This is a genomic window from Micrococcus sp. GPGPB33 (genome assembly GCF_037853785.1).
Classification (GTDB): domain Bacteria; phylum Actinomycetota; class Actinomycetes; order Actinomycetales; family Micrococcaceae; genus Micrococcus; species Micrococcus luteus.
On the sequence record NZ_JAQMWO010000002.1, the window covers coordinates 910,132 to 926,285 of the forward strand.

The 16,154-nt window shown below is 69.6% G+C and carries 13 protein-coding genes and 2 pseudogenes; 6 read left to right on the plus strand and 9 right to left on the minus strand.

Going from position 1 to position 16,154, the window contains the following annotated elements; translation table 11 throughout:
• Positions 1-72: 72 nt before the first annotated feature.
• Positions 73-378, plus strand: a complete 306-nt coding sequence (locus POD19_RS04425; protein WP_144819318.1) for a hypothetical protein — start codon at positions 73-75, stop codon at positions 376-378.
• Positions 379-477: 99 nt separating this feature from the next.
• Positions 478-1,723: pseudogene (locus POD19_RS04430) on the plus strand (IS256 family transposase).
• 339 nt (positions 1,724-2,062) lie between these two features.
• On the opposite strand, the gene istB reads toward POD19_RS04430, so the two are convergent.
• The 7 genes from istB to POD19_RS04465 form a co-directional block, all read right to left on the minus strand.
• Positions 2,063-2,848, minus strand: coding sequence for an IS21-like element helper ATPase IstB (istB, locus tag POD19_RS04435; RefSeq protein ID WP_010078636.1), 786 nt, complete (start codon positions 2,846-2,848; stop codon positions 2,063-2,065).
• Positions 2,845-4,368 (minus strand): IS21-like element ISMlu14 family transposase, encoded by a 1,524-nt coding sequence (locus POD19_RS04440; protein WP_031943827.1) that lies wholly within the window; start codon positions 4,366-4,368, stop codon positions 2,845-2,847. Before POD19_RS04440 ends, istB begins: the two co-directional genes overlap by 4 nt.
• 657 nt (positions 4,369-5,025) lie before the next feature.
• On the minus strand, positions 5,026-5,415 hold the full coding sequence (locus tag POD19_RS04445) for a heavy metal-responsive transcriptional regulator (protein WP_036334145.1): 390 nt from the start codon (positions 5,413-5,415) through the stop codon (positions 5,026-5,028).
• Positions 5,416-5,537: 122 nt separating this feature from the next.
• Positions 5,538-6,908 (minus strand): dihydrolipoyl dehydrogenase family protein, encoded by a 1,371-nt coding sequence (locus tag POD19_RS04450; RefSeq protein WP_144819261.1) that lies wholly within the window; start codon positions 6,906-6,908, stop codon positions 5,538-5,540.
• A gap of 163 nt (positions 6,909-7,071) precedes the next feature.
• Complete coding sequence (gene merB, locus POD19_RS04455) at positions 7,072-7,734, minus strand: organomercurial lyase MerB (RefSeq protein ID WP_036336638.1); 663 nt, start codon at positions 7,732-7,734, stop codon at positions 7,072-7,074.
• A gap of 59 nt (positions 7,735-7,793) precedes the next feature.
• Positions 7,794-9,230 (minus strand): mercury(II) reductase, encoded by a 1,437-nt coding sequence (gene merA / locus POD19_RS04460; RefSeq protein WP_020624860.1) that lies wholly within the window; start codon positions 9,228-9,230, stop codon positions 7,794-7,796.
• A gap of 112 nt (positions 9,231-9,342) precedes the next feature.
• Positions 9,343-9,759: an SUMF1/EgtB/PvdO family nonheme iron enzyme gene (locus POD19_RS04465; protein ID WP_227448837.1), complete on the minus strand. Its 417-nt coding sequence runs from the start codon at positions 9,757-9,759 to the stop codon at positions 9,343-9,345.
• Positions 9,760-10,056: 297 nt separating this feature from the next.
• Here POD19_RS04465 and POD19_RS04470 point away from each other — a divergent pair, with 297 nt between their 5' ends.
• The 3 genes from POD19_RS04470 to POD19_RS04480 are packed head-to-tail and all read left to right on the plus strand — an operon-like array spanning position 10,057 to position 12,115.
• Positions 10,057-10,722: a biotin transporter BioY gene (locus tag POD19_RS04470; RefSeq protein ID WP_144819263.1), complete on the plus strand. Its 666-nt coding sequence runs from the start codon at positions 10,057-10,059 to the stop codon at positions 10,720-10,722.
• Positions 10,719-11,480: an energy-coupling factor ABC transporter ATP-binding protein gene (locus POD19_RS04475; RefSeq protein ID WP_036313854.1), complete on the plus strand. Its 762-nt coding sequence runs from the start codon at positions 10,719-10,721 to the stop codon at positions 11,478-11,480. The genes POD19_RS04470 and POD19_RS04475 overlap by 4 nt, the downstream gene beginning before the upstream one ends.
• Positions 11,480-12,115, plus strand: a complete 636-nt coding sequence (locus tag POD19_RS04480) for an energy-coupling factor transporter transmembrane component T family protein (RefSeq protein ID WP_036336646.1) — start codon at positions 11,480-11,482, stop codon at positions 12,113-12,115. The genes POD19_RS04475 and POD19_RS04480 overlap by 1 nt, the downstream gene beginning before the upstream one ends.
• Before the next feature lie 39 nt (positions 12,116-12,154).
• On the opposite strand, the pseudogene POD19_RS04485 reads toward POD19_RS04480, so the two are convergent.
• Positions 12,155-12,608 (minus strand): annotated as a pseudogene (locus POD19_RS04485) (acyl-CoA thioesterase).
• A gap of 418 nt (positions 12,609-13,026) precedes the next feature.
• On the opposite strand from POD19_RS04485, the gene POD19_RS04490 reads away from it, so the two are divergent.
• Entirely contained in the window at positions 13,027-13,554 is a 528-nt protein-coding gene (locus POD19_RS04490) for a hypothetical protein (RefSeq protein ID WP_340309345.1), read from the plus strand.
• A 6-nt stretch (positions 13,555-13,560) separates the two neighbouring features.
• On the opposite strand, the gene POD19_RS04495 is transcribed toward POD19_RS04490, so the two are convergent.
• Complete coding sequence (locus tag POD19_RS04495; protein WP_069941807.1) at positions 13,561-16,092, minus strand: HAD-IC family P-type ATPase; 2,532 nt, start codon at positions 16,090-16,092, stop codon at positions 13,561-13,563.
• Positions 16,093-16,154: the final 62 nt, after the last annotated feature.

The window sequence follows — 16,154 nt, forward strand, 5'->3', positions numbered from 1 at the left end:
CCATGGAGTGTGGAGCGGCTCGGGTTGCCCTGTGTCGGTCTGTCGTGGGGGGTGCCGGGGGAGACGTTCAAGGTGCAGGGTGCCTATGCCCAGGAGCCGGTCCGGTATGAGGATCTCAACTTCCAGGAGATCGGTCTCGTGGGGGAGGACTTCGGCCGCGGGCGGCCGGCGTGGCCGGACCGGTGCTTCTCCCTCGAGCTGTTCCCGGAGTATTCCCCCGAGGTGGCGTGGCTTCGCCTGCGGGTGGTGGAGGAGGCAGGGGCGCAGGAGTTCCGAGCCCAGGTCACGTTGCGTCCCCGTTCGCAGGGCAGGGGCTGCCAGGCCGACCTCGACTGGTGGGAGTCTCGACTCGGAGTTGAGTCCCTGATAGTGGTGTAACCCTCCCCGGCCGCCAACACCGTCCCCAGCATGGACGCGGTCACCGTGGGAGCCTTCGAGTGAACCTTCCACAGCACTCTCGAAAGGGACATCACCACGATGACCGCTCCTCACATTGTCGACCCTGAACGCCTGCTACGCGAAGCGATCGGCGAAGCCTCGCCGGACTTGTTGCGCCACCTGCTGCAGACCGTGATCAACGCCCTGCTCAGCGCTGACGCAGACGCGGTCTGCGGCGCCGAGTACGGCACCGCTTCTGATACCCGCACCGCACAGCGCAATGGGTACCGCCACCGGCCCCTCGACACCCGCGCCGGCACGATCGACGTGGCCATCCCGAAACTGCGCGCCGGCACGTACTTCCCAGAGTGGCTGCTCGAGCGACGCAAGCGGGCCGAGTCCGCGTTGATCACGGTCGTCGCCGACTGCTACCTCGCTGGGGTCTCCACCCGACGCATGGACAAGCTCGTGCGCCAGCTGGGCATCGACTCGCTCTCGAAGTCCCAGGTCAGCCGGATGGCCGCCGAGCTGGACGAGCACATCGACGCGTTCCGGCACCGCCCGCTGGGGGATGCCGGCCCGTTCGTGTTCCTCGCCGCGGACGCCCTGACCATGAAGGTTCGCGAGGGTGGTCGGGTGATCAACGCGGTGGCCATGGTCGCCACCGGCGTCAACGCTGACGGGCGACGTGAGGTACTCGGGCTGCGGGTGGCCACCACGGAGTCAGGCGCGGCGTGGAACGAGTTCTTCGCTGATCTGGTCGCCCGCGGCCTTCACGGGGTGAGACTGGTGACTTCGGACTCCCACCGTGGCCTGGTCGAAGCCATCGCGGCGAACCTGCCCGGGGCTGTGTGGCAGCGGTGCCGCACGCACTATGCCGCGAACCTGATGGGCGGTGACCCCGAAGGCCATGTGGCCGGCGGTGAAGGCCATGCTCCACAGCGTCTACGACCAGCCTGACGGGCCCGCGGTGCACGCCCAGTTCGACCGGCTCTTGGACTACGTGGCCGAGCGGTTGCCCGCCGTGGCTGGGCACCTCGATGCTGCTCGGGAGGACATCCTCGCGTTCATCTCGTTCCCGAAGGACGTGTGGTCCCAGATCTGGTCGAACAACCCTGCCGAGCGCCTGAATCGGGAGATCCGGCGCCGCACGGACGCGGTGGGCATCTTCCCGAACCGGGATGCCGTGGTGCGGCTCGTGGGGGCCGTGTTGGCTGAGCAGACGGATGAGTGGGCCGAGGGCCGCCGGTACCTCGGTCTCGAGCTGCTGGCCCGCTGCCGCGAGCCCCTCACGCAAGAACCGGGCACCGTGATGGGCACGGAGGTGATGCCGGCCCTGGCCTGATTCTCATGCCTCGAAGACGGTTACACCACTTCCAGGGACTTGACCCGACTCGGAGCTCTTCCAGCCCAGATGAGGGAATGGGCTCGGTCCTGATCCGTTCCTCGGGGTCAGGGACCCGGGCCCTCCTTCGTCCCGGGGATGCGCACGTTTCGGACGGGGCCCCGGCGGTGCAGGGGTCTCTCTGGGTCCGTGTCCAGTCGGGTATACCCCTTTGTCAAGGGCCATTGAGTTCTGCCCATAGGCGGCCAGTGTTTCTTCCCGCTGGTGGCCATCAGAACTGCCCACTGGTGGCCAGCTGGTTTGCCCGTTTGGGTGGTGGTGCTGGCCACCGTGATGGGATCAGTTCAGTGGCATGACTCCCTTCCCGGCCATTGCCTGGGTCATCCGTACGGAGTCTCCGGTGGTCTGGCACACGTGGGCGTGGTGCAGGAGCCGGTCCACGGTGGCGGTGGCCAGGGTCTTGGGCATCAGCTCGTCGAAGCCGGCCGGGTGCAGGTTCGAGCTGATCGCTACGGAGCGTTTCTCGTAGGCGGCGTCCACGATGCGGTAGAGGCCCTCGGCGGCATCGTCGGCGACCGGCAGCAGGCCGATGTCGTCGATGACGATCAGGTCGGCGCGCAGGATTCGGGCGACGGCTTTGGTGATGGTGTCATCGGGCCGGTGGGCCCGGATCATCGCCCCGAGGTCCTCCAGGGTGAACCAGGCCACCCGCTTGCCCTCCTCCACGGCCTGCTGGCCCAGGGCCTCGAGGAAGAAGGTCTTGCCGGTGCCGGAGGGCCCGCAGACCACGAGGTTCTCTCTGCGCGAGAGCCATTCCAGGGTGCGCAGGGACTGCTGGGTCGGGGCCGGGATCGAGGAGGCGCCCGGATCCCAGGTCGTGAAGGTCTTGCCGGTGGGGAACCCGGCGGCCTTGCGCCGGGCGGCGAGCATGGATCGGGCCCGACCGGTGGTCTCCTCGACCAGCAGGGCCTTGAGGACCTCGGCCGGCTCCCAGCGTTGGGCCCGGGCGGTGGCCAGTACCTCGGCGGCGATACCGCGGGCGTGGGGCATCTTCAGCTGCCGCAACAGCGCCTCCAAATCGGCCGGCAGCGCCGGTGCGGCGGTGTTCGGGGTGTGGATGCTCACCGGGCTGCCCCCTCGGTGTTGGAGGTACCGAGGCCGGCCCAGCCGGCGGTGCCCTGGGTCAGGGACCGTTCCTCGGTGGCGGTGTGCATCCCGGTGCGGTGGCCGGCGGCGGTGAGCAGGGAGGCCAGGTCGCCGTGGGCGAAGCGCTGGTGCACCGCGGCCACCCCGAGGGCGCGGTCGACCTGGTCGGTGCCGGCGAGCTTGGCCAGGGTGACGGCCTCGGCCATCTTCTGACCGATCCGGCTGGTGCCGGCCGCGGCGGCCTCCACCAGCCAGGTCCTCGCTCCGGCCCCGATGGCCAGGAACTCGGCCTCCGCCGCCGAACGGGGCACCGGGGTGTAGTCCCCGGGCACCTTGTCCGTCTCGTGGCCGGGGAAGTGCGCGTCGTCGATGGCCGGGGACCCGGGCCGGGCCACCCGGTGCCGGGCGACCTCCACCGGCCCCTGCGCACCGGCGTGCATGATCACCACCATCGAGTCCGGTCCGGTGCCGTGATGGCGCACGAACACCTCGGCCCCGAGCAGGTGCGCGGGCACCGAGTACTGGGCGTTTTCGAAGGAGACCATCGGCGTGTTCTCCGGCACCTTCCGTCCCACCCCGTAGGCCACGGTGTGCGCCGTGGCGGGGATCCGATGCAACGCGCTGGTCTCCTCGGCGAGCATGTGGTCCGGGCGGCGCCGGGTCACCCGGTGCTCCCGGGAGTTCACCATGGCCATGAACCCCGCGCAGGCGGCCTCGAGCTCAGCGAACGAGGCGTACTGGTCCCGCAGGTTGGTGTCCTTCGGGACCAGGTCGGCCTTGGCCAGCTTCACCGCGTTCTCCACCCCGCCCTTGGCGGCCGGATCCGCTGGCTGGCAGGTCAGCACCTCCACGCCGTAATGCCGAGCGAACGCCACGGTGGCCTGGTTACGCACCGGCACCCCGGCCACATGAGAGACCGTCACTGTCTTCTCGTTATCCGTCAGCACATAGGTCGGCGCGCCCCCGATCAGCCGGAAGCACCGGTCCAGGGCGGCGAACACACTCGGAGCCGTCCTATCACGCAGGGCGATGACGATCCGGTAGCGGGACCAGGCCAGCCAGGCCACGAACAGCACCGTCTTGGCCCCGTCGATCGCCGGCCCATCGCCGAAGTCGTACTGCAGCCATGCGCCCGGCTCGGTGATCCAGGGCCGGTGCACCCGGCGCTTCCCGGCCCGCCAGGCGGCCTTCACCTCGGCCACCGCCCGCCGGGTGGAGCGCTCAGAGCCGGTGTAGCCCATTGCGGTGAGCTTGGCGTGCACGACATCGGCGCGGATCCTGCCCGTGGAGGCCTCGACCCATTCCTCGATCTTGGGCAGCCAGACATCGGTGACCTTCGGGCGGCTGGCTCCGGATCCAGGGGTCTGGCCGGCGTCGCGGGCCCGCACCAGCCGGGCCACGGTGTGATGGGAGCAACCGGCCAGCTCGGCGGCGCCCCGCAATGACTTGGTCAGGTCATAGGCACTGAGTATTTTCATGGTTTCTGCGGCATCCTTCATTCAGGGCCTCTTCCTCGCTGGATTCGATTCGACACCGATATCCAACCCGGGGAGGAGGCCCCCGCCGGCTCACGACGCGGCGGGCAACGAGCAACGCGGGCAAACCAGATGGCCAGCACCGGGCAGTTCCCGTGGCCATCACTGGGCAGTCCTCATGGCCGTCAGCGGGTCATTCCCTGGCCACCTATGGGCAGCTTTTCATGGCCGCTTACACCCCTTTACACGCCCCGCCCGCCCACGAGACCATCACGTCAGAGACGGTGTGAATCGCAGCGCTAAATGGCGTGGTTTTTGTAACGCTTTAAGGCCTGCTAATCAGGTGGGTGATCGGATCTGAGCTTTCCGCAGACGACAGGTTCTACGTCCGGCTGACGGCGGGTTTCATAGGCACCCCTGGCGCAACAAACGTTTTGTCGTGAAATCCTAGACCCCGCCCTAGAGGGCCTGTGGTTGAAGAGTCGGTCTTACGATGGACAATGGTCCAAACCAGCGACACCAGTGCGCACTGTTCGTGCTGTGGGCGGCGTCTGCCGTTGAGCAGGTTGCACGCGTTGGCGGATGGCGCGGCTTACGTCTGCCGGCGGTGCGGCTTATGGATTGCGGTCCGTCGTCGCTGAGTGATTCCGTTGAAACGTCTGGTTGTGGATGTGCCGATGATCAAAGGTAGCTACAGATGACTTCGGCATTGCACTGAGCGGGGTCGCCGGCCGCCGCGGTTCCGTGAAGGCCGGCAACGGTTTCTCTGAGCGCGGTGAGTTCGGCGATGTGCCTGTCCAGGTTCGTCAGGTGCTCGGCAAGCTGATCACGCACGTGGCCGCACGGCGCCGTGCCAGCATCCCGGATTTGGAGGATGTCGAGGATTTCGGCCAGAGTGAGGCCGGCAACTTGGCTGCGCCGGATGAATTCAAGCCTGACGATCGTGTCCTCTGGATAGTCGCGGTAGCCGTTGGTGGCTCGGTCGGCCTGCGGCAGGAGCCCTCGCTCCTCGTAAAACCTCAAGGCCTTGGTCGTCACGCCGGAGGCCGCCGCTACTTCACCGATACGCATGCTTCACCTCGTTCTCGAAAGACTCCGTAATCTTCCATTTTGCTGGAAGATCACGAAGGTGATGGGGGTCTTTGTGGTGTGCCAATTCCTTCGTGCTCCCGCCTGTACGTTTCTCGACCCGGTTAGGGGGTGAGGTCGAGTTGTTCGAGGGCGACCTGGAAGGCCTCGTGGTAGGTCGGGAATTGGGCGACCTGGTCCAGGAGCGTGTCGATCGGCAGTTGCGTGCGGATGGCGAGGGAGGCGTGGTGGATCCACTCTCCGGCCATGGGGCCGACGGCCCAGGCTCCGATGAGGATCTTCCGGTCGGCGTCGGCGAGTAGGCCGAGGTGCCCGCGGGGGTCCTGCTCGTAGGTCCAGGGTCGGGCGATGGCGTCGGCGAGGTCCAGTTCCGTGGCGATGGTGCGGATGCCCTGCTTCGTTGCCTGTTCCTGGGTTAGTCCGGCGCCGGCGATTTCGGGGTCGGTGAATACGACACGCGGTATGCCGTCGTAGGTGGCCGGGTGGGGTCGGCCGAGGATGGCGTCGGCGGCGATCCGGCCTTGGTACTTCGCGACGTGGGTGAAAGGCATGATGCCGGTGACGTCGCCGATGGCCCACGTGTTTTCGCCGGCGCGGCAGTGGTCGTCGATCTGGATTTCTCCGTGGTCGCCGAGGGTTACGCCAGCGTGTTCGAAGCCGAGTCCTTCGGTGCGTGGTGTGCGGCCGGTACCGAAGATCACGACGTCTGCTGCCACCTCACCGGCTGGATCGCCGTCGCGTGTCTGAAGCTCGATGATGCTGTCGGCTCCCTCGCGCCGCGCCTGGACGGCGGAGGTGGCCAGCCGGATGTCGATGCCGGCCTCCTGCAGGTACTGGTGGGCAAGTTCCCCCACCCGGGGCCCTTCGCGGTCCAGTAACCTCTCGCCGCAGTGGATCAGGGTGATGGCCACTCCGAAGCGGGCCAGGAACGTCGCGGTTTCCACGCCGACGGCGCTGCCGCCGATGATGACCGCCCGCTCGGGGAGCGTGCTGGTGGTGTAGGTTTCACGGTTCGTCCAGGCCGTGATCTGGTCGATGCCGTCCAACGGTGGGATCACGGCGTCGGAGCCGGTGGCGATAATGATGTGCTCGGCTGTGATCTCGCGGTCTCCAGCCTGGATCCGGCCCGGTCCGGTAATCCGAGCTTCGTCCTTGATCACCACGGCGCCCTCTTTGATGTACCCGTCGACCTGTGCCTGGTCATCGAGGTTCCGGATCATGTAGTCCCGGTACTTTGCAGTGGCAGCCCAGTCCAGTTCGGCGCCGGAGACACCGGCGGCCCGTTGAACTTCCGTGCGCGCTTCCGGCGGCCGCAGGACGGTCTTGGAAGGGATACACGCCCAGTAGGCGCATTCCCCGCCGATTAGTTCCCGCTCGAAGACCACGACGTTCTTCCCGGCTTTCAGAAGCCGGTCGGCCGCGACCTCCCCGCCTGGGCCCAGACCGAGGACGGCAACATCGAAATGTTCACTCATGAGAATTTCTCCTTCAGATTCAGCGGATCTTTCCCGGCTCTTTCCGGTCCTTCGTCAACATCTCGCACCGGCCCCGGCCCGCCTCCTGCACCGGTACTGAACCCGTGCAAGCCCTCCAGTTGCCAGTGGTGGTCCGGCGGGTAGTGGTGGGTGGTCGGTTGGTTCAGCAGGCGCAGCTTTGGACGCCGTTGCTTACCTGGTCGGTGGCGGGTCCTGGTGTGTGGGTGAGCATCTTCTCAGCCATGGAGGATCCGAGTTCGTAGGCCTCTTTGACAGGCATGATGGTGCCGCCGGGGTGGGTTTCGAGCCAGGGCGCTGCGTCGTCGGGTGAGGCGAAGAAGTGGACCTGGTTGCAGAACGATGAGCGGACGGAGCTGATGTCCTCCGGGTTCACCAGGGACACCACGGCGGTGGCCGGCTCCACGCTGGTGACACCCATCGCTGTGACAGCCACCCGTACCGGGGTGCCTGTGGCCTGATGTGAGGATTCGATACGCGCGGATGCGCCCAGCAGGGTCGGGAAGATCAGGGTGTCCAGCGCGCACCAGGTGTAGAGTTGCTCACCGTTTACCTCGAACCGGTGCTGCGTGGGGCGCTGCGTCAGGCCCTGCCCGATGATCCGCCCGGACCCGTCGTACTCCGTGTCGCCCATCGCCTTGAGGGCAGTGCGGACTTCCTCCCCGGCACGGCCGGTCGCCGCGGCGAGGTCGCTCACGTCGACCGGGTCGCCCAGGGCGAGGAGTTTCAGTAGGGGCATCCACAGCCAGGGCTCCATCCCCGTCTCGTTGGACGCAAGCCGGTCAGTGACCTCGCTGATGTTGTTCATCGCGGTCGTTCCTTTCAAGGCATGGTGTGTCAGTGTTCGGCGATCGGTGGTTCAGGTGTTCAGGCGGCGCAGCAGGAAAGTTTGGAGACATCCGTCTTGAAGGACTGGGCAACGATCTTGATGCCCTCGGCCATGGTCAGGTACGGGCTCCAGAGGTTCGCGACCTGATCGACGGTCATCCCGGCCTGCAGGATGTACACGCCTGTTGCAGCGAGGTCGCCGGCTTCCTTCGCGACGGCGGTGATACCGACGATCCTGCCGGTGTCGGCGTCTGCGACCATCTTGATGAATCCGCGGGTGTCCCGGTTCACCACGGCGCGGGGTATGTATTCCAGCGGTACAACCCGGCATTCGCACCTGATCCCGGCGTCTCTTGCCTGCTTGTCGGTCATGCCGACAACCGCGAGGTTAGGGCTGGTGAACGTGACGCGGGGCAGGTGGCTGTAGTCCACGGCGCGGCCGGCGTCGCTGAAGGCGTTGTCGACCATCAGGGTGCCGTGGGATGCGGCGACGTACACGTATTCGGGGTGCCCGGTCACGTCCCCCGCAGCCCAAACGCGTGGGTTAGAGCTCACCAGGGTGTCCTCGACGACGACTTCCCCCTTGTCCCCGGTCTTCACGCTCACCCCGGCCAGGTTTAGCCCGTCGGTGACCGGGCGCCGACCCGTGGCGATGAGGACCTTGGAGGCCCGGAGGGTTTCGCGCCCGCCGGCGATGTCGGCCTGGGCGGCAATGCCGCCGTCCGTGTCCTGGGTGATGGAGGAGACGGTGGAGCGGCGGATGACCCGGATGCCCTCGTTGGCGAAGACGCTCATCAATGCCCTGGATGCTTCGGGTTCCTCACCCGATGCCAGGCGAGAGCGCACCAGCATGGTGACCTTCGAGCCGAGGCGGGCGAAGAGTTGGGCCTGTTCCAGGGCGACGTACCCGCCGCCGATGACCAGCAAGGACTCGGGTACCTCGTCGAGTTCCATGGCCGTGGTCGATGTCAGGTAATCGACCGTGTCCAGACCATTGATCGGTGCGGCCCACGGGGTGGAGCCGGTCGCGACCAGATAGTGGGCGGCCGTGATCGTCTCCCTGGTCCCGTCCTGCGCGGTGACCTCCAGCGCAGGGTCCGCGGCGGTGCCGGTGAATACAGCATTGCCGTGGCGCAGCTCCCACCCGTAGTCCGCGACGAGGTCCACGTACTTATCGGAGCGCACGTTCTCCACCAAGGCGCGCTTTCCCGCGATGAGTGCTTCCATGTCCACGGGTCCCGCGGTGGCGGTGAGGCCGGGGAACCTGCCGGCGTCCTGGGCGGTGTGGCGTGCCTCGGCTGCGGCGAGCAGAGCCTTGGAGGGGATGCATCCGGTGTTCACGCAGGTCCCGCCCACGGTCCCGCGTTCGATCATGACGACCCGTTTGTCGAGGTTCGTTGCCCTGATCGCGGCAGCGAACGCGCCACCACCGGAACCGATGATCGCCAGATCGAAATGCGGTACTGCCTCGTTCATGCGAATCTCCCTACACTGCCATCGGGCACCGGTTCATTGCGTGACGGCAGAAGCTGATGGCTGGTTTTCCAGTGGTTGATCTTCAGTCTGCACCTTCCCCTACGGGGGAAGGTCAAGGGTTCTCTGAACGGACGACGGGCTGGGGGCCCTCGAGGTGGTCGAGGCCGGTCCAGGCGATGTCTTCAAGCGGCCCGTAGGCGGGCGAGGTCGTTCCGGCGCGGCAGGCGTACTCCCACTCGGCCTCGGTGGGCAATCGGTACCCGTCAGCGCTCGTGTTCCAGGTAACGGAGCGTCCGTCCCCAGCACGCGTGTAGGCCGGCTGCAGCTCTTCGGCATTGGATAGCTCGTTGCAGAGGTTGATGGTCTCGAACCATGTCAGAGGCGTGAGCGGGCGTCCGGTGCTCCGGTCATGGAGGGGGTGCACTGCCATCTCGAAGGGCTCCAGTTCCACATCCCGTGTGGTCCCGCGGCGGGCGTCGCGCAGGGTGATTTTTCCCGAAGACAGGGTGGCCATGGAGGGCTGGTTCATGGTGTCAGCGTCGCACACGGGCTGACTGGAGAACTATGACCCCTAGTCGATCAAGGTTCAAATGTCAATACCTAAGTGACTCATGGTCGCATGAAACATATTTGCGCGTTTGTGAAATCTTCGCTGCATCTCGACAGCGTCACTCCGCGCACCATCGCCCGGGAGCGCACCCCGGCCGCCCTCACCTCCGCCCCTGCAGTAGACTCCTGAACACTGTTCAACTCGTCGGGCACTCGCCATGCGCCCCGCGCCTCGGCAGCGCCCCCTCGCACTCGCTTCCGCACCAGGAGTCCCTCCATGAGCACTTCCGTGCCCTCGTCCCACGACGGCCACGTCCGCCCCGCGGCCACCACGACGGCGGACCGCCCCGCCGACGCCGGCCGCCCCCGCCGCGGTTCCGCCGGCGGCAGCCTCGCGCGCATCGCCGTCATGACCGCGTTGATGGCCGTCCTCGGTCTGGTGCCGCCGATCGCCGTCGCCGGTGTGCCCGCCCCGATCGTGCTGCAGAACATCGCCGTGATCCTGGCCGGTGTGATCCTCGGCCCGTGGCGCGGGGCCGCCTCGATGGCGCTGTTCGCCGGCCTCGTGGCGCTCGGCCTGCCGCTGCTCAGCGGCGGCCGCGGCGGCCTGGGCGTGTTCGCCGGCCCGACGGCCGGCTTCATCCTCGGCTGGATCCCGTCCGCGCTGATCGTCGGCCTGATCTTCTGGGCCCTCACCTCCCGGGCCCGGCCCGGCCTCGGCGCCGGACGGGTCGCGCTCGGGGCGGCCGTCGCCGGGCTGATCGGTGGCGTCGTGATGGTCTACTTCTTCGGCGTGCTCGGCTTCGTCGGGATCGCCGGGATGGAGTTCGGCGCCGCCGTCCTCTCCATGGCCCCGTTCGTGCCCGGTGACCTGCTCAAGCTCGTCGTGTCCGTCATCCTCGTCGTCGGCCTGTGGAAGGCCTACCCCCGCGCCTTCCGATGAGCCCGGACCGTTCCGTCACCCTCACGGGCGTCCGCGTCGAGGCCGATGGCCCCGAGGGCGTCGTCGTGCTCCTCGACGGCGTGGACCTCACCCTCACCGCCCCGCGTGTGGCGGTGATCGGGGAGAACGGCTCCGGCAAGTCCACGCTGGCCCGCGCGATCGCCGGGCTGGCCGACGTCGTCGCCGGGGAGGTGACCGTGCACGGGGTGGACGCCGTCCGGGACGTGAAGGCGCTGCGCCGCACCGTCGGCTTCGTGTTCGCGAACCCGGCCGCGCAGATGGTCATGCCCACCGTCCGGGAGGACGTGGAGCTGACCGTGAAGTCGCTCAGGGACGACGCCGGCCGCCGCCTGACCAAGGACGACGTCGCCGCGCGCGTGGCCGCGGCGCTCCAGGAGCACCGGCTCACCGCGCTCGCGGACCGGGCGTGCCTGTCCCTGTCTTCGGGGCAGGCGCAGCGGCTGGCGATGTGCTCGGTGATGACCACCGGGCCGTCCCTGGTGATCGCCGACGAGCCGACCTCCCTGCTGGACGGCCGGCACCGGCGGATCGTGGCCGACCGGCTGCTGGCCGCCGACCCCTCCGCCCCGGACGGGTTCCAGCTGCTGCTGGTGACCCACGACCTCGAGCTGGCCCGTGCATGCGACGAGGCCGTGTGGGTCCACGGCGGCCGTGTGGAGCGGACCGGCCCGGCCGAGGACGTGGTCGAGGCGTACGAGCACTTCCTGGATCACGCCGTGGCGGCGGAGCTGCGCTGATGCTCTCCCTGTACATCCACGGCGACTCGCCCCTGCACCACGCCCGCGCCGGCCTCAAGACGGGCCTGTTCGCGGTGTGGGTGTTGGCCCTGACCCTGCTGCCACTGTCCCTGTGGACCGCGGGCGCCGCCGTCGTGGGCGCCGTAACCGCGTATCTCGTGGGCTTCGGGCTGCGGCGCGGGGCGGCGATGATCGCCTCCGACCTGCGCGCTCTGTGGCTGTTCTACGTGGTCCTGTTCGCGGCGCAGTGGATCTTCACCGACGCGTTCGCCGCCGGACTCATGGTGGCGCGCGTGCTCGGGCTCGTGCTCACCGCGCAGGTGTTGACGCGCACCACCCGGATCGCGGACATGACCGGGGTGGCCGAGGCGGTGCTGCGGCCGGTCGAGCGGATCCCGTGGGCGGGGCCGCGCCTGGCGCGGGCGGGGTTCCGCGCCGACCGCGTGGGCCTGGCGATGGGCCTGGTGCTCTCCTCGATCGGGCACCTGCGCGCCCTGGCCGAGCAGATCCGGCATGCGCAGGCCGCCCGCGGGGTGCGGATGGCGCCGTGGGCCTGGGCGCTGCCGCTGCTGGTGCTCAGCTTCAAGCACGCGGACGACGTCGGGGACGCCCTGGCCGCCCGCGGCATCGACTAGAGCCGCCCGCCCCCGGACCGCGTGGGGCGGCGGGCCGGCTCAGAGGGGGTTGTCCAGGGGCAGACGGTCGCGGTCGTAGGTGATCTCGGTGAAGCCGTGGGGCACGGGCTTGCCGTCCTCGCCCAGGGACACGAACACGATCTTGTCGATGGTCAGGATCATCTCGCCGGTCACGATGTTCCGCACCTTCGCCCGCATGGTCAGGGACGTGCGCCCGGAACTCGGTGGCGCGCAGGCCCATCTCGATCATGTCGCCCTGCTTCGCCGAGGCCAGGAAGTTGATCTCCGAGATCAGCTTCGTCACGCACCGCGGGTTGCCCAGCTGCAGGGTCGCGTAGATGGCCGCCTCCTCGTCGACCCAGCGCAGCAGCGAGCCGCCGAAGAGGGTGTTGTTCGCGTTGAGGTCCTCCGGCTTGACCCACTTGCGGGTGCGGAAGTTGACGTCGTCGTGGGCGGCGCGGTCGGCCGAACGGGTGAAGAGCGTGGAGTCCATGGCCCCACGGTAGAGCGACGCCGACGCCGGCACGAGGGAGGGCGCCCGATGCGGAGACGTGCTCGAGCAGGCCGTAGGGTCGCCGGAAGGGATCCGCAACGGAGCACACAGGAAGGACCCGGCCGATGACCATCCGCCCCCACTCCGACCCCGTCACACCCGACGCCACCTGGCGCGATGTGCCGGTGCTCGGCTTCACGGTCGCGGCCGGCATCGCCGTCCTGTTCTGCCTGGTCTGGCTGCTCCGGGACGGACTCACCACCGACTACACGTGGGGGCTGCTGCTGTCCCCGGTGCTCATGAGTGTGCCCGGGGCGGCGGTGATGGTCCTCTGGGAGCGGCTCCTCGCCCGCGTCCCGCGGCTGGCCGCCACGCTGGTGGCCGTCGCCGCCCTCCTGGCCCTCGGGCTGGTGCTCGCATGGTGGCTCGTCGAGGTGAACGCGCAGACGCACCTGTTCACCGGGAGCACGTTCTGGCTGCTCGCCGTCGCCCCGGTCTGCGCGGGCCTCGCCTGGCTCGCGCACCGGCTGCTCCCGCCGGCCCGCCGGCCCGTGGGGGAGCCCCCGCCGCCCTCGACGACGACGCCTGGGCCCGCCGCCTCGCCGGCGTCCTGCGGCTGCGCAAGGACCTGCCCGACGCACGGGTGGCCGAGATCGTCCGTGACGCGCGGGCACGCGGGGCCGCGGCCGGGCGCCCGCTGGCCGAGGAGCTCGGCTCCCCGGAGTCGTACGCCGCGGGCTTCCAGAAGGACCGGGTCGCCGCGCCCCGCCGGCGGGCCTGGGCGGTCACCGCGCTCGTGCTGCTCATCCTGGCCACCCGTCTCCCGGGCGTGGTGGCCGGGGAGCGGCTCAGCGCGTGGGACGTCGCGTACCTGCTGGTCGCCGTCGTCGTGCTGGTGTGGACGTGGCTCGACTACCGGGCCGCCGTGCGTCGCGCCCGCCGCTGAGGGGTCTCAGGCCCCCGCGGCGGCCAGCACCCTCGCCACGTGGCGGCGGTGCACCTGGTGGATGACCTCGATCAGTCCGCACCCGAGCGCGGCGACCACCAGCGCGGCCACGAGCACGTCCGTGGGCGGGACCTCCATCCGGTGGTACCAGCGGGAGGCCGGCACCAGCACGACGGCGGCCAGCACCGCGTACATCGCCAGGATGAGGACCACCACGCGCGCGCTCAGCGGCCGGGACATCACGCTGAGCACCCACAGGCCCAGCAGGGTCAGGGTGATCATGAACGCGGCCTGCTGGCGGGCCAGGTCGACGTCGCCGGCGGTGAGGCGCACGTACGCATGCAAGGCCACCATGGACAGCAGGATCACCGCGCCGGAGGGGATCGCGAACCGCAGCGCCCGCCCCAGGAAGCCGGGCACGTAGCGGCGCGGGTTCGGCAGCAGCGCGAGGAAGAACGTGGGCGCGCCGATCATGATGAAGTCCACCGTGGAGGCCTGCCGCGGCAGCAGCGGGAACTGCCACGCGAACAGGGAGAACACCACGCCGAACAGCAGCGCGTACGTCGTCTTCGTCAGGTAGATGTGGGCGAGCCGCTCCATGTTCGCGATCACCTGGCGGCCCTCGCCGAGCACGCGCGGCAGGCGGTCGAAGCGCCCGTCCAGCAGCACCATCCGGGACACCGCCTTGGTGGCCGGGGCCGCGTTGCCCATGGCGATGCCCAGGTCCGCGGTCTTCAGGGCCAGGGCGTCGTTCACGCCGTCGCCGGTCATGGCCACCACGTGCCCGCGCGACTGCAGCGCCTGCACCATCGCCTTCTTCTGGTCCGGGCTGACGCGGCCGAACACGTCGTGCTCGGCCATCACGGCGGCGAGCTCCCCGGGCTCGTCCGGCAGGGTGCGCCCGTCATAGGCCTGGCCCGCCACCTCGAGGCCCACCTCGCGGGCCACGGCGGCCACGGTGCGTGGGCTGTCCCCGGAGATCACCACGGTCCGCACGCCCTGCGCGTGGAAGTAGTCGAGGGTCTCGGCGGCGTCCGGGCGCACGTTCTCGCGGAACGTCACGACGGCGACCGGGACGCCTCCGGCGGGCAGCGCATCCCCGATCAGGGGCGCGTCCGTGCGGGCCAGCAGCAGCACGCGGCGGCCGGCGTCCGCGTCGGCGTGGACCTGGGCGCGGACGGCCTCGGCGGCGTCGGGGCCCAGGAGCCGCTCGTCCACGAGGGCCTCGGGCGCGCCGAGCAGCCACGTGCCGGCCGCGGCCCCGGCCTCCGGGCCGAACGCGACCGCCGACCACCGGCGCGCGGAGGAGAACGCCACCTGGGCCGCGGGGTCCACGGCCGGGACGGCCGTGAAGGGCTCGCGCAGGGCCGCCGCGGTGGGGTTCACGTCCGGGTCCGCGCCGAACCAGGCGAGCACGGCCCGAGCCCCGTCGCCGACCTCGGCCGGGGCGCCGTCGTCGTGGGCGTCCGGGGACGCGTCCGCCGAGGCGGGCGCGGTGAGCCGGTCGAACCGGACGCCGCCCTCGGTGAGGGTGCCGGTCTTGTCCAGGCAGACGGTGTCCACGCGGGCCAGGACCTCCACGGCGGGCTGCTCCTGGATGAGGACCTCCTGCTGGGCCAGCTTGAGCGCGGACACGGCGAACGCGATGGTCGTCATGAGCGCCAGGCCCTGCGGGATCATGCTGGTCACCGCCGCCACGGACGCGATCAGCGCGGGCTCCAGGGCGGCCTCGCGCGGCTGGGAGAGGGCGAGGGACCAGCCGCCGACCGCCGTCATCTGGCCGTGCACGATCACCGCGATGATCGGCACCAGGGCGATCGTCAGCCAGCGGGCCACCTTCTCCAGGGCGCCGCGCAGCTCCGAGTGGATGGCGGAGTAGCGGCGGGCCTCGGCGCTGAGCCGGGCCGCGTGCGAGGCCGAGCCCACCGCCGTCGCGCGCACCAGGCCCGCGCCGGCCACGACGGCCGAGCCCGAGAGCACGGCGTCCCCGGGGGTCTTGGGCACGGGGTCGTTCTCCCCGGTGAGCAGCGCCTCGTCCATGTCCAGGCCGTCCGAGACGAGGACCTCGCCGTCCACGGGCACCTGGTCGCCGCGGCGCAGCACCACGACGTCGTCCCGCACGATCCGCGCCATCGGCAGGGGCACGCGCGCCCCGTCCCGGATGACGACGACGTCGTCCTGGTGCAGCAGCGCGATCCGGTCCAGCTTCCGCTTGGCCGAGTACTCCTGGACCACGCCGATCACCACGTTGGCCACGGCCGCCAGCGAGAACAGCAGGTCCAGCCAGCGGCCCATCAGGATCACGACGACGGCGCACAGCGCGATCGCCAGGTTGAACAGCGTGAACACGTGCACGCGCAGGATCTGCCCCAGCGAGCGGGACGTGTCCCGCGACTGGACGTTGACCAGGCCCGCGGCCTCCCGCTCGGCGACCTCGGCGGCGGTGAGCCCGGTGATCCCCGCCGCGCCGGTGAACCCCAGGCCCGTCCCGCTCTCGGGGGCGGACGGGTGCGCGGACGCAGGGGAGGGGGAGGCCATGGCACAGAATCTACCCAGCCGGCGTGGGGCCGGGCATCCGACGAGGGGATGAACCCGGGTGC

Excerpts from the sequence above, each read along its gene's own strand:
- POD19_RS04440 (WP_031943827.1), bottom strand. The coding sequence starts at position 4,368 with ATGAAGGATGCCGCAGAAACCATGAAAATACTCAGTGCCTATGACCTG.
- POD19_RS04445 (WP_036334145.1), bottom strand. The coding sequence starts at position 5,415 with ATGCGTATCGGTGAAGTAGCGGCGGCCTCCGGCGTGACGACCAAGGCC.
- POD19_RS04450 (WP_144819261.1), bottom strand. The coding sequence starts at position 6,908 with ATGAGTGAACATTTCGATGTTGCCGTCCTCGGTCTGGGCCCAGGCGGG.
- merB (WP_036336638.1), bottom strand. The coding sequence starts at position 7,734 with ATGAACAACATCAGCGAGGTCACTGACCGGCTTGCGTCCAACGAGACG.
- merA (WP_020624860.1), bottom strand. The coding sequence starts at position 9,230 with ATGAACGAGGCAGTACCGCATTTCGATCTGGCGATCATCGGTTCCGGT.
- POD19_RS04465 (WP_227448837.1), bottom strand. The coding sequence starts at position 9,759 with ATGAACCAGCCCTCCATGGCCACCCTGTCTTCGGGAAAAATCACCCTG.
- POD19_RS04470 (WP_144819263.1), top strand. The coding sequence starts at position 10,057 with ATGAGCACTTCCGTGCCCTCGTCCCACGACGGCCACGTCCGCCCCGCG.
- POD19_RS04475 (WP_036313854.1), top strand. The coding sequence starts at position 10,719 with ATGAGCCCGGACCGTTCCGTCACCCTCACGGGCGTCCGCGTCGAGGCC.
- POD19_RS04480 (WP_036336646.1), top strand. The coding sequence starts at position 11,480 with ATGCTCTCCCTGTACATCCACGGCGACTCGCCCCTGCACCACGCCCGC.
- POD19_RS04490 (WP_340309345.1), top strand. The coding sequence starts at position 13,027 with ATGGTGGCTCGTCGAGGTGAACGCGCAGACGCACCTGTTCACCGGGAG.
- POD19_RS04495 (WP_069941807.1), bottom strand. The coding sequence starts at position 16,092 with ATGGCCTCCCCCTCCCCTGCGTCCGCGCACCCGTCCGCCCCCGAGAGC.